At 61.6% G+C, this 12,640-nt stretch carries 11 protein-coding genes; 5 read left to right on the forward strand and 6 right to left on the reverse strand.

Going from position 1 to position 12,640, the window contains the following annotated elements:
* Positions 1–155 precede the first annotated feature (155 nt).
* Positions 156–2,897, forward strand: a complete 2,742-nt coding sequence (acnA, locus tag V3W40_RS00660; protein WP_330214251.1) for an aconitate hydratase AcnA — start codon at positions 156–158, stop codon at positions 2,895–2,897.
* An 82-nt stretch (positions 2,898–2,979) separates the two neighbouring features.
* On the opposite strand, the gene V3W40_RS00665 is transcribed toward acnA, so the two are convergent.
* Positions 2,980–3,918, reverse strand: a complete 939-nt coding sequence (locus tag V3W40_RS00665) for an aspartyl/asparaginyl beta-hydroxylase domain-containing protein (RefSeq protein WP_074844485.1) — start codon at positions 3,916–3,918, stop codon at positions 2,980–2,982.
* Positions 3,919–4,045: 127 nt separating this feature from the next.
* On the reverse strand, positions 4,046–5,020 hold the full coding sequence (gene cysK / locus V3W40_RS00670; protein ID WP_065928169.1) for a cysteine synthase A: 975 nt from the start codon (positions 5,018–5,020) through the stop codon (positions 4,046–4,048).
* A gap of 129 nt (positions 5,021–5,149) precedes the next feature.
* On the opposite strand from cysK, the gene V3W40_RS00675 reads away from it, so the two are divergent.
* From V3W40_RS00675 to V3W40_RS00685, 3 genes are all read left to right on the forward strand, one after another.
* Complete coding sequence (locus V3W40_RS00675; protein WP_065928170.1) at positions 5,150–6,226, forward strand: DUF748 domain-containing protein; 1,077 nt, start codon at positions 5,150–5,152, stop codon at positions 6,224–6,226.
* A gap of 185 nt (positions 6,227–6,411) precedes the next feature.
* Positions 6,412–7,257, forward strand: coding sequence for an AAA family ATPase (locus V3W40_RS00680; RefSeq protein WP_027604257.1), 846 nt, complete (start codon positions 6,412–6,414; stop codon positions 7,255–7,257).
* Positions 7,257–8,435 (forward strand): vWA domain-containing protein, encoded by a 1,179-nt coding sequence (locus V3W40_RS00685; RefSeq protein WP_024074064.1) that lies wholly within the window; start codon positions 7,257–7,259, stop codon positions 8,433–8,435. Before V3W40_RS00680 ends, V3W40_RS00685 begins: the two co-directional genes overlap by 1 nt.
* Positions 8,436–8,591: 156 nt before the next feature.
* Here the strand turns inward: V3W40_RS00685 and V3W40_RS00690 are convergent, their stop codons facing one another.
* Genes V3W40_RS00690 through V3W40_RS00700 form a run of 3 tightly spaced genes read right to left on the reverse strand, consistent with a single transcriptional unit; the run spans position 8,592 to position 10,938 of the window.
* Positions 8,592–9,500: a biotin-dependent carboxyltransferase family protein gene (locus V3W40_RS00690; protein ID WP_074844478.1), complete on the reverse strand. Its 909-nt coding sequence runs from the start codon at positions 9,498–9,500 to the stop codon at positions 8,592–8,594.
* On the reverse strand, positions 9,497–10,201 hold the full coding sequence (pxpB, locus tag V3W40_RS00695; protein ID WP_065928172.1) for a 5-oxoprolinase subunit PxpB: 705 nt from the start codon (positions 10,199–10,201) through the stop codon (positions 9,497–9,499). Before pxpB ends, V3W40_RS00690 begins: the two co-directional genes overlap by 4 nt.
* The gene (locus tag V3W40_RS00700) at positions 10,198–10,938 is read right to left on the reverse strand and encodes a 5-oxoprolinase subunit PxpA (RefSeq protein ID WP_065928173.1); all 741 of its coding nucleotides are present in this window, start codon (positions 10,936–10,938) and stop codon (positions 10,198–10,200) included. Before V3W40_RS00700 ends, pxpB begins: the two co-directional genes overlap by 4 nt.
* A gap of 174 nt (positions 10,939–11,112) precedes the next feature.
* On the opposite strand from V3W40_RS00700, the gene V3W40_RS00705 reads away from it, so the two are divergent.
* Positions 11,113–12,027, forward strand: a complete 915-nt coding sequence (locus V3W40_RS00705) for a LysR family transcriptional regulator (protein ID WP_065928174.1) — start codon at positions 11,113–11,115, stop codon at positions 12,025–12,027.
* Positions 12,028–12,086: 59 nt separating this feature from the next.
* Here the strand turns inward: V3W40_RS00705 and V3W40_RS00710 are convergent, their stop codons facing one another.
* A complete protein-coding gene (locus V3W40_RS00710) occupies positions 12,087–12,629 on the reverse strand; it encodes a DUF2937 family protein (protein WP_027604263.1) in 543 nt (180 codons plus the stop codon).
* Positions 12,630–12,640: the final 11 nt, after the last annotated feature.

Here is a 12,640-nt window from a genome sequence, read left to right on the forward strand (position 1 = left end):
GCCTGTCATGAAAACGCGCGCATGATAGCCGAGTTCGGAACCTTGGTTCTGTCCATAGAGTCCAGTAATTAGCCAGCTACTGAAAACAGCGCTAGTTTGAAAGCTCTGTTCGTCCCGTCAGGTCCGTAGCCGTGCGGACCATAAGGAGTCATGTAATGTCATCCCTTGATAGCCTGAGAACCCTTAAAACTTTAGAAATCGACGACAAGACCTACCACTATTTCAGCCTGCCCGAAGCCGCCAAGCGCCTGGGTGACCTGGATAAGCTGCCGATGTCCCTCAAGGTGCTGCTGGAGAACCTGCTGCGCTGGGAGGACAACAAGACCGTCACCGGCGCCGACCTCAAGGCCATTGCCGCCTGGCTCAAAGAGCGCCAGTCCGACCGCGAGATCCAGTACCGCCCCGCCCGCGTGCTGATGCAAGACTTTACCGGCGTACCCGCCGTGGTCGACCTGGCCGCCATGCGCGCCGCCGTGGCCAAGGCCGGCGGCGACCCGCAGCGCATCAACCCGCTCTCGCCGGTGGACCTGGTGATCGACCACTCGGTGATGGTCGACAAGTTCGGCAACGCCGACGCCTTTGGGCAGAACGTCGACATCGAAATGCAGCGCAACGGCGAACGCTACGCCTTCCTGCGCTGGGGCCAGAGCGCCTTCGACAACTTCAGTGTGGTACCGCCGGGCACCGGCATCTGCCACCAGGTCAACCTCGAATACCTGGGCCGCACCGTGTGGACCAAGGACGAGGACGGCCGCACCTACGCGTTCCCCGACACCCTGGTGGGCACCGATTCCCACACCACCATGATCAACGGCCTCGGCGTGCTCGGCTGGGGCGTGGGCGGGATCGAAGCGGAAGCGGCGATGCTCGGCCAACCGGTGTCGATGCTGATCCCGGAAGTGATCGGCTTCAAGCTCACCGGCAAATTGAAAGAAGGCATCACCGCCACCGACCTGGTGCTGACCGTCACCCAGATGCTGCGCAAGAAAGGCGTGGTGGGTAAGTTCGTCGAGTTCTACGGCGACGGGCTGGCCGACCTGCCCCTGGCGGACCGCGCGACCATCGCCAACATGGCCCCGGAATACGGCGCCACCTGCGGCTTTTTCCCGGTGGATGAGGTGACGCTGGACTACCTACGCCTGTCCGGGCGCCCGACGGCAACCGTGAAGCTGGTCGAGGCCTACACCAAGGCCCAGGGCCTTTGGCGCAACGCTGGCCAGGAACCAGTGTTCACCGACAGCCTGGCCCTCGACATGGGCAGCGTCGAAGCCAGCCTCGCCGGGCCGAAACGCCCACAGGACCGTGTGTCCCTGCCCAACGTCGGCCAGGCGTTCAGCGACTTCCTCGACCTGCAGTTCAAACCCACCACCAAGGAAGAAGGCCGCCTGGAAAGTGAAGGCGGCGGCGGTGTGGCCGTGGGCAACGCCGACCTGGTGGGCGAAACCGACTATGAATACGAAGGCCAGACCTATCGCCTGAAAAACGGCGCCGTGGTGATCGCCGCCATCACCTCCTGTACCAACACGTCCAACCCCAGCGTGATGATGGCCGCCGGGCTGGTGGCGAAAAAAGCCGTGGAGAAAGGCCTCACGCGCAAACCCTGGGTGAAAACCTCCCTGGCGCCTGGCTCCAAAGTGGTCACCGACTACTACAAGGCCGCGGGCCTCACCCAGTATCTGGATAAAATTGGCTTCGACCTCGTGGGCTATGGCTGCACCACCTGCATCGGCAACTCCGGGCCGTTGCCCGAGCCGATTGAAAAAGCCATCCAGAAGGCCGACCTCGCCGTAGCGTCGGTGCTGTCCGGCAACCGCAACTTTGAAGGCCGCGTGCACCCCCTGGTGAAAACCAACTGGCTGGCCTCGCCGCCGCTGGTGGTGGCCTACGCTTTGGCGGGGACCGTACGCATCGATATCAGCAGCGAACCGCTGGGTAACGATCAACAGGGTAATCCGGTGTATTTGAAGGACATCTGGCCGAGCAGCCAGGAGATCGCCGACGCCGTTGCGCAGGTCAGCACCGGAATGTTCCACAAGGAATACGCCGAGGTGTTTGCCGGTGACGAACAGTGGCAAGCCATTGAAGTGCCACAGGCCGCGACCTATGTGTGGCAGAAAGACTCCACCTACATCCAGCACCCGCCATTCTTCGACGACATCGCCGGGCCTCTGCCGGTGATCAAAGACGTCAAGGGCGCCCACGTACTGGCGTTGCTGGGGGACTCGGTGACCACCGACCACATTTCCCCCGCCGGCAACATCAAGACCGACAGCCCCGCCGGCCGCTACCTGCGCGAGCAAGGCGTGGAGCCGCGTGACTTCAACTCCTACGGCTCACGTCGGGGCAACCATGAAGTGATGATGCGCGGCACCTTCGCCAATATACGCATTCGCAACGAAATGCTTGGCGGCGAGGAAGGCGGCAATACGCTGTACATCCCCACCGGCGAGAAAATGCCGATCTACGATGCGGCCATGAAGTACCAGGCCTCGGGCACACCGCTGGTGGTGATCGCCGGTCAGGAGTACGGCACCGGCTCCAGCCGCGACTGGGCCGCCAAGGGCACCAACCTGCTGGGGGTCAAGGCGGTGATCGCCGAGAGTTTCGAGCGGATTCACCGTTCCAACCTGGTGGGCATGGGCGTGCTGCCGCTGCAGTTCAAGCTGGATCAGAACCGCAAGGCGCTGAAGCTTACGGGCAAGGAGAAGATCGATATTCTCGGCCTGACCGAGGTAGAGATCGTGCCGCGGATGAACCTGACGCTGGTGATTACCCGCGAGGATGGCAGCAGCGAGAAGGTCGAGGTGCTGTGCCGGATCGATACCTTGAATGAAGTGGAGTACTTCAAGTCGGGGGGGATTCTGCACTATGTGCTGCGGCAGTTGATTGCCTCTTAAAGGCGATCTCAAAAGCAATGGAGATCAAATGTGGGAGGGGGCTTGCCCCCTCCCACATTTTGACCGCGTCTAACGCTTCAGATCAGCCGAACAACCACTTCCACAGCAGTACCAGCACCACTACTGCCAGCACCGGCCGCGCAATGCGGTAAGCCTTCGGATGCTTGCGCTTCCACTGCTTGACCACACCGCTGAACTTGTCGCTGAAGGTCTTGCTCCAGGCATACGCCTGGTTGATGCCGCCGACGCGCTCGTCATCCAGGTTCTGCGGTGCGGTGGCGCGGCCCAACTGCTTGCTGACCCAGCGGTTGACGCGGGTCATCAGGCGGTTGCTCAGCGGACGCTCGATGTCGCAGAACAGGATCACGCGGGTCTTCTCGGTTTCGTTCTTCACCCAGTGCACATAGGTTTCGTCGAACATCACGTCTTCACCGTCGCGCCAGGCATACACCTGGCCGTCGACGAAGATGCGGCAGTCGTCGGAGTTCGGCGTGGACAAGCCCAGGTGATAACGCAGGGAACCGGCAAACGGGTCACGGTGCGGGTTGAGGTGGCTGCCGCCCGGCAACAGCGCGAACATCGCGCCCTTGACGTTGGGGATGCTGCTCACCAAGGCCACGGTTTTCGGGCACAGCGCCTCGGCCGATGGCAGGGGTTTGTCGTACCACTTGAGGTAGAAACGCTTCCAGCCCTTCTTGAAGAACGAACCGAAACCGGCGTCGTTGTTCTTTTCGGCGGCGCGGATGTAACCCTCGTCGAACAGGTGCATGGCCTCTTCGCGGATCACCTCCCAGTTGTCCTTGAGCACGTCCAGTTCCGGGAACTTGCTGCGGTCCAGGTACGGCTTGGACGGCACGGCCGAAAACAGGTACATCAAGGCGTTATAGGGGGCGAACAGCGCCGAATGGTTGACGAACTGGCGCAACATCGGCAAACGGGCCTTGCCGCGCAAGTGCACATACAGCGTGCTGCCGATAAACAGCAACAGCACCGACAGTTTGGCGGCCAAAGAAAAGGTCATGCAGCAACTCCTGGAAATAAGCGCCTGGCCAACAGCCTCCCGGCGACGGGAGACCAGACGTGACAGCCGGCCATGATAAACAGTTGGGCCATTATGCAGAAGGCCCAGGCTGACCGGCTGACATAAATCAAGCCTGGTTTTCCTGCTCGGTAAACAAATCGCTGAACAGCATGCTCGACAGGTAGCGTTCACCGGAGTCCGGCAGGATCACCACAATGGTCTTGCCCTGCATTTCCGGCTTCTCGGCCAGGCGTACGGCCACGGCCATGGCGGCACCGCAGGAGATACCGCACAGGATGCCCTCTTCCTGCATCAGGCGCAGGGCCATGGCCTTGGATTCCTCGTCGGTCACCAGTTCCACGCGGTCGACCATCGACAGGTCGAGGTTTTTCGGCACGAACCCGGCGCCAATCCCCTGGATCTTGTGGGGGCTGGGCTTGATCTCTGCACCGGCCAGGGCCTGGGTGATCACCGGCGACACCATCGGCTCGACAGCCACCGACAGGATCGGCTTGCCTGCAGTGTTCTTGATGTAGCGCGACACACCGGTGATGGTGCCCCCCGTGCCCACGCCCGCCACCAGCACGTCCACGGCGCCATCGGTGTCGTTCCAGATTTCCGGGCCGGTGGTTTTTTCGTGGATGGCCGGGTTGGCCGGGTTTTCGAACTGGGCCGGCATAAAGTAGGTGGCCGGGTCACTGGCAACGATTTCGCCGGCCTTGTCGATGGCACCCTTCATGCCCTTGGCCGGCTCGGTGAGGACCAATTCGGCGCCGAGGGCCTTGAGCACCTTGCGGCGTTCGATACTCATGGACGCCGGCATGGTCAGCAGCAACTTGTAGCCACGGGCGGCGGCGACAAAGGCCAGGCCGATACCGGTATTGCCGGAAGTCGGTTCCACGATGGTCATGCCCGGCTTGAGCTTGCCGGTGCTTTCGGCGTCCCAGATCATGTTTGCGCCAATGCGGCACTTCACCGAATAACCCGGGTTACGCCCCTCGATCTTGGCCAGGATGGTCACGCCACGCGGTGCGATACGGTTGATCTGAACCAGGGGCGTGTTACCGATGGAGTGCGCGTTGTCTGCAAAAATGCGGCTCATGGCGGGTCCTATTAGGCGGTTTTCAGAAAGGCTCCAAGGGTATGCCTCGTGCTGCAAAGCGTCCAGTCGAAGGAACGTTGCACCTGCCGCAGGGGTCCACCGCACCAGTATGGACAGAGGACTCTCCCCATGAAACGTCGCTACAGCTGGCCACTATGGACCATTGCCGGATTGCTGGTGGTCCTGGTCGCCGTGAGCATCGCGCTCCCTTACCTGGTGCGTAACTACCTGAATGACAAGCTCGCCGACATGGGCGATTACCGCGGCCAGGTGACCGACGTGGACCTCGCGCTGTGGCGGGGTGCGTACCGGATCAACGGCCTGGAGATCGTCAAGGTCGACGGCAAGGTGCCCGTCCCGTTCGTCAAGGCGCCGCTGATCGACCTGGCGGTGAGCTGGCACTCTCTTTGGTACGACCACGCGGTGGTGGCCAAAGTGCTGTTTATCCAGCCCGAGGTTAACTTCGTCGACGGCGGCGCCAACAAACAAGCCTCCCAGACCGGTAAGGGTACCGACTGGCGCGAGCAGTTGAGTAAGTTGGCCCCCATCACCCTCGACGAAGTACGCATCGAAGACGGCAAGATCGCCTTCCACAACTTCAGCTCCAAGCCCGTGGTGAAGATCGACGCGACCGACGTCAACGCCAGCTTCTACAACCTGACCAATGTGGTCGACGTCAAAGGCCGGCGCGACGCGCGCTTCGACGGCAAGGCCCTGCTGCAAGGCCAGGCCCCGCTGGAAGCCACCGCCACCTTCGACCCGCTGAGCAATTTCGAGAACTTCGAGTTTCGCTTCCGCGCCAGGGACTTGCAGCTCAAGCGCATGAACGACTTCGCCGCCGCCTATGGCAAGTTCGACTTCAAGGCCGGCACCGGGGACGTGGTGATCGAAGCCCAGGCGGAAAAAGGTCAATTGACCGGGTACATCAAGCCGCTGCTGCGCGACGTGGAAGTCTTCGACTGGCAGCAGGACGTGGAGAACAAGGACAAGAACATCTTTCGTTCGATCTGGGAGGCCGTGGTGGGCGCCAGCGAGACCGTATTGAAGAACCAGGCAAAGAACCAGTTCGCCACCCGCGTGGAACTCAGTGGCAGCGTGCACCAGCAAAATGTCAGCGCGTTCTCCGCATTTTTGGCGATTTTGCGTAATGGTTTTATCCAGGCGTTCAATGCGCGCTATGAGCAGCCCAAGCCCAGCGCAGATTAAAATGTGGGAGGGGGCTTGCTCCCGATGGCAATGTTTCAGCCAACAGATTCATTGGCTGATCCGCCGTCATCGGGAGCAAGCCCCCTCCCACATTGGTCATTCAGAGACTGAATAACCCGTCTGCGTTCACAGTCGCCGGGGCCGCGCGGTATAGTCCGGGCATTGATGAATTCGAGGAATGACCGATGAAGTTCGAAGGCACCCAGGCCTACGTTGCCACTGATGACCTGAAACTGGCCGTCAACGCTGCCATCACCCTGGAGCGTCCGCTGCTGGTCAAGGGTGAGCCCGGCACCGGCAAGACCATGCTCGCCGAACAACTGGCCGAGTCCTTCGGCGCCAGGCTGATTACCTGGCACATCAAGTCCACTACCAAGGCCCACCAGGGCCTGTACGAGTACGACGCGGTCAGCCGCCTGCGCGACTCGCAGCTGGGCGTGGACAAGGTGCACGACGTGCGCAACTACCTGAAAAAGGGCAAGCTCTGGGAAGCATTCGAGTCCGAGGAGCGGGTGATCCTGCTGATCGATGAAATCGACAAGGCTGACATCGAGTTCCCCAACGACCTGCTGCAAGAGCTCGACAAGATGGAGTTCTACGTCTACGAAATCGACGAGACCATCAAGGCCAGGAAGCGCCCGATCATCATCATTACCTCCAACAACGAAAAAGAGCTGCCGGACGCGTTCCTGCGCCGCTGCTTCTTCCACTACATCGCCTTCCCCGACCGCACCACCCTGCAAAAAATCGTCGATGTGCACTACCCGGACATCAAGAAGGAGCTGGTCAGCGAGGCGCTGGACGTGTTTTTCGACGTGCGCAAAGTCCCCGGCCTGAAGAAAAAACCGTCCACCTCCGAGCTGGTTGACTGGCTCAAGTTGCTGATGGCCGACAATATCGGCGAAGCGGTGCTGCGCGAGCGCGACCCCACCAAGGCCATCCCGCCTCTGGCCGGTGCCTTGGTCAAGAACGAGCAAGACGTGCAGTTGCTCGAACGCCTGGCATTCATGAGCCGTCGCGGTAATCGATAATGTTGCTCAACCTGTTCAATGAAATGCGCGCAGCCAAGGTCCCGGTGTCGGTGCGCGAGCTGCTCGACCTGATCAACGCGCTGAAACAGCGCGTGACCTTTGCCGACATGGACGAGTTCTACTACTTGGCCCGGGCGATCCTGGTCAAGGACGAACGGCATTTCGACAAGTTCGACCGCGCCTTCAGCGCCTACTTCAATGGCCTGGAAAAGCTCGACGATCACCTGCAGGCGCTGATCCCCGAAGACTGGCTGCGCAAGGAATTCGAGCGCTCGCTGAGCGACGAAGAGCGCGCACAGATCCAGTCCTTGGGCGGCCTCGACAAGCTGATCGAGGCATTCAAGAAACGCCTGGAAGAACAGAAGGAACGCCACGCCGGCGGCAACAAATGGATCGGCACCGGCGGTACCAGCCCGTTTGGCTCCGGCGGCTACAACCCCGAAGGCATTCGCGTCGGCGACGCCGGCAAACGCCAGGGCAAGGCGGTAAAAGTCTGGGACCAGCGCGAATACAAGAACCTCGATGACCAGGTGGAACTGGGCACCCGCAATATCAAGATCGCCCTGCGCCGCCTGCGCAAGTTCGCCCGCCAGGGTGCGGCCGAAGAGTTGGACATCGACGGCACCATCGACCACACCGCTCGCGATGCCGGGCTGCTGAATATCCAGATGCGCCCGGAACGGCGCAACACCATCAAGCTGCTGTTGCTGTTCGATATCGGCGGCTCGATGGATGCCCACGTGAAGATCTGCGAAGAACTGTTCTCGGCCTGCAAGACCGAGTTCAAGCACCTGGAGTACTTCTACTTCCACAACTTCGTGTACGAGTCGGTGTGGAAGAACAACCAGCGCCGCACCTCCGAGCGCACCTCCACCCAGGACCTGCTGCACAAGTACGGTGCCGATTACAAAGTGATCTTTATCGGCGATGCGTCGATGGCGCCCTATGAAATCACCCAGGCCGGCGGCAGCGTCGAGCATTGGAATGAAGAGCCGGGGTATGTGTGGATGCAGCGCTTCATGGCCAAGTACAAGAAACTGATCTGGATTAACCCGTATCCCAAGGATACCTGGGGTTATACGGCCTCGACGGGGATTGTGCGGGAGTTGGTGGAGGATCAGATGTACCCGCTGACGTTGCGCGGGCTTGAGGAAGGGATGCGCTTCCTTTCGAAATAAACGCCGGTCCCCATAATGCAGGAGATCTCATGTGGGAGGGGCGGTGCGACTTGCTCCCGATGACGGTGGTTCAGTCACTGATGTGTTGGCTGACACACTGCTATCGGGAGCAAGTCGAATCGTCGCACCGCCCCTCCCACATTTTAAATTGCGGTGTTATGTAAAGCGGCGCAAATACTCGACATGCTGCCGATGCGCCGTTTCCTGCACCACCGGCGCCAACCTCACCTTTTCTCCCGGCAAACACTGCGCCAGCCGCGCCAGCGCCAATGGCGTCAACGCCCCTAGACGCGGGTACCCGCCAATGGTCTGGCGATCATTGAGCAACACAATCGGCTGCCCATCCGGCGGCACTTGGATGCCACCCAACGGGATCCCTTCGGAAATCAGCGAGGGCCCCTGGTACTGCAACGGCGTACCGAGCAAGCGCATGCCCATACGGTCGGCGCGGCTGTCCAGGGCCCAGTCGGTGTTGAAGGCATCGAACAGGCTCTGGCCGCTGAACAGGCCAATTTGGGCGCCGACGATCACCTCCAGCGGCACCTTGGCCGGCAACGCCTGTTCGCTCAGCACTTTCATCGCACCGCCGGTACCGGAATAGGCCAAGCGCCCGCCTTCGGCCAAGGCCTTGCCGAAACCGTCCGGCCCGCCCAGCGCCTCACGTACCACCGTGGCGCAGCTGCCCAGCACATCCGGCGCATCAAACCCGCCGGGCGCCGCCAGGTAAGCCCGCGCGCCGCTGAACGGCTGGGTGAAGCGCAGGCGCTGGCCCTTTTGCAGGATAAAACTGCGCCCGGGGCTGAGGGCGCGCTCGTCGATATACGCGCCCAGATCCGCACCGGCCAACGCCAGCAGGCAATACTCCTCGGCCTGCACAGTAAAGCCGCCGAGGGTGATTTCCACCACCGGCGCGTCCAGCGCATTGCCCAGCAGCCAGTTGGCCCAGGACATCGACACCCAATCCAGCGCGCCGCCCTGGGTCACGCCCAGGTGACGCACGCCAAAACGACCGGCGTCCTGCAACAGGCACAGCGGCGTGCTGGCCTCGATGATCAAGCGGCTCATGCCTGCGCCTCCAACGGCGTGTCATCGCCACCCAGATTGATAAATTCGGCGTGGCTGACTGACTCAAAGCGTACCGTGTCGCCAGGCTGCATCAGGCTGTAGCCGTCGCGCTCGCGATCAAACAGCTTGGCCGGGGTACGGCCAATGAGATTCCAGCCACCGGGGGACACCACCGGATAGGCAGCGGTCTGTCGCTCGGCGATACCGACACTGCCGGCCGCCACGCGCTGGCGCGGGGTGCTCAGGCGCGGTGTGGCGAGGATTTCATCCACCAGCCCCATAAAGGCAAAACCGGGGGCGAAGCCGAGGGCGAATACCTGGTATTCGTGGGCGCTGTGGCGGCGGATCACGTCGTCGACGGCCAGGCCACTGCGCTGGGCGAGCAATGTCAGTTCAGGGCCGACGCTCAGGTCGTACCACACCGGCAGCACATGGCACTGGCCGCTGCCCTGGGCCTGGGGTTGCAGGTCGGTCAGGGCCTGGTCGATCAATTCCCGCGCCTGGGCCGGGCTCAACGCCGTGAGGTCGTAATGCACCATCAAGGTGGTGTAGGACGGCACCAGATCCACCAAGGCTGCGCCAAAACCGCTGCGCAAGCGATGGGTGGCGGCGAGCATCCACGGCATATTGGCTTCGGCGATCACCTCGAACAGACGCACCATCAGGCAGTCGATCGCCACCACTTCAATCCGCGGCTTCATGCTGGCTTCAATGCCTCGCGGATACGCTTTACGGCGGCGACCGAGCTGGCATTGTCGCCATGCACGCACAGGGTATTGGCGCGCAATAGCAGCGGGCTGCCGTCGCTGGCGGTCAGGGGTTGGCCACGGGAAAGGGTCAAGGACTGTTGGACGATGACCTCTGGATCATGGTGCACCGCCCCCGGCAATTGACGTGAAACCAGATGGCCGTTGGCGTCGTAGGCACGGTCGGCAAAGGCCTCGAACCACAGGATCACCCCGTATTCGTCGCCCAGTGCCTGGGCCGCGCTGTTGTCGCGGGTCGCCAACAGCATCAGCGGCAGGTCGCCATACGCGGCCACGGCCTCGATCACCGCACGCAGTTGCGCCGGGTTGGCCATCATGTCGTTGTACATCGCGCCATGGGGTTTGACGTAACTGACACGTCCGCCCTGGGCACGGCAGATGCCGTCGAGGGCGCCGATCTGGTAATGCAGCAGGTCCTGGATTTCCTGGGGGGTGTAGGCCATGGAGCGGCGGCCGAAGCCTTGCAGGTCCTGGTACGCCGGGTGTGCGCCCACCTGTACACCGTGCTTGAGGGCCAGGCTGACGGTCTTGCGCATGATGCTCGGATCGCCGGCATGAAAGCCGCAGGCCACGTTGGCGCAATCGATGAACGGCATCACCTCGGCATCCAGACCCATGGTCCAGTTGCCAAAGCTCTCGCCGATGTCGCAATTCAATAGCAGACGGCTCACGGTGGTTGCTCCTGTAGGCTTTGTTTTTTGTAGTGTGGGATTTTTTACGCAGAACTCGCAACTTGTCCTGATACCCCAACGGCGCTTATCGTGGAATAGCCTGATTTTTGGCGTTTGCCCGGTGCGGCGTCCAACTAATAAAAACCGATCCATGCATAAGAAAAAGTTGATCCCATGAATTTGAAGTTCCTCGAAACCTTCGTCTGGGTGGCCAAGCTCAAGAGCTTCCGCCTGACTGCGGAGAAGCTGTTCACCACCCAGGCCTCGATTTCCAGCCGCATCGCCGTGCTGGAAAGCGAGCTGGGGGTAAAGCTGTTCCTGCGCGACTCCCGGGGCGTCAGCCTGACCCCGGAAGGCTTGAAGGTGCTCGATTACGCCGAGCAGATGATGGTGACCATGCAGGGCCTGAAACAGTCCCTGGAAACCACCAGCAGCAAGGTCGGGCGCATTCGCATCGGTGCGATGGACACGGTGATCCATACCTGGCTCAGCCCGTTGGTGGCGGAACTGATGGATCATTTCCCCCTGGTGGAAATCGAATTGATCGCCGACACCGCGCTTAACCTCAGCGATCAGCTGCAAAAAGGCTTTCTCGACCTGATCCTGCAAACCGACCTGCTGCGCCTGGAAACCGTGCGCAGCCTGGAGCTGGCCAGCCACCCCATGGCCTGGATCGTCGCCAGCCAGTCGATCTACAACCGCGACTACGCCTCCCTCGCCGAACTGGCCCAGGAGCGCATCATCACCTACTCGAAAAACTCCCACCCGCACCAGGACGTCATCAGCCTGATGCAGGCCAACGGCGTGGCCGCGCCACGGATGAACTGCGTGAACTCGGTGTCGGCGATTACCCGGTTGTTGCGCGATGGCTTCGGGATTGGTGCGTTGCCGCCGGTGCTGGTCAGGGAAGAACTGGCGCGGGGCGAATTGGTGATGTTGCCGATGGCGCAGAAACTGCCGAACCTGCAGGTGGTGGTGTCGTGGCGCGTGGGGGTGGAATTGGTGGAGGAGATCGTGGGGTTGTGCCAACAGGTCGTTGCCCGCTATGCCGAGGAAGTCGGCGAAGAGCGGATGGTGCTGAGCAACTGAATAAACCGGTACAAATGTGGGAGGAGGCAAGCCCCTCCCACATTAGACTGAGGTGTGGGTTAGAGACCTTTCAGGTCCCGCTCTTCGATTGGCCGGCTCTGGCGCAAGCGCTTGCCACCCAGCACCACCCAGTCGATCAGGCGGAACAGACACTCCAGGCCAAACGACAGCAGCATCGCCCCGCCCAGGCCCCAGCCCATGGCTTCGGGGGTCAGCAGGATCTGGTAGCTGTAGCCGTTCCAGGTCTCCAGGCGGATATCCGGGTCGGCGGCCACCGCCACTTGCAGGGCACGGATGTACCACGGGCCTTGCATGGCCTGGAATTGCTTGTCCAACGCCACCTGGCGGTCAAGCATGGCGCCCAGGCTGTTGGCGTCGCTCTGGAACACCGGGTCGTCGCTGGCGCGGTAATGCGCCACCAAGGCCTTCAAGTCACCGTTGAAGAACTGTCGTGCGGTGGTTTCAAACCCGCTCAGGCCGGTCTGCGCCTCGATCAGGTGGGCTTCGACGCGCTTGGCGTAGTCGTTGATAAACCCCGGCACTTGCACGCCGACCAACAGGCCAATGGCAAACAGCACCAACCGCAGATAGCTGAGCAACATGGTCGATATCC

The sequence above is a fragment of the Pseudomonas sp. AM8 genome (assembly GCF_036346475.1).
In the GTDB taxonomy this organism is placed as follows: domain Bacteria; phylum Pseudomonadota; class Gammaproteobacteria; order Pseudomonadales; family Pseudomonadaceae; genus Aquipseudomonas; species Aquipseudomonas marginalis.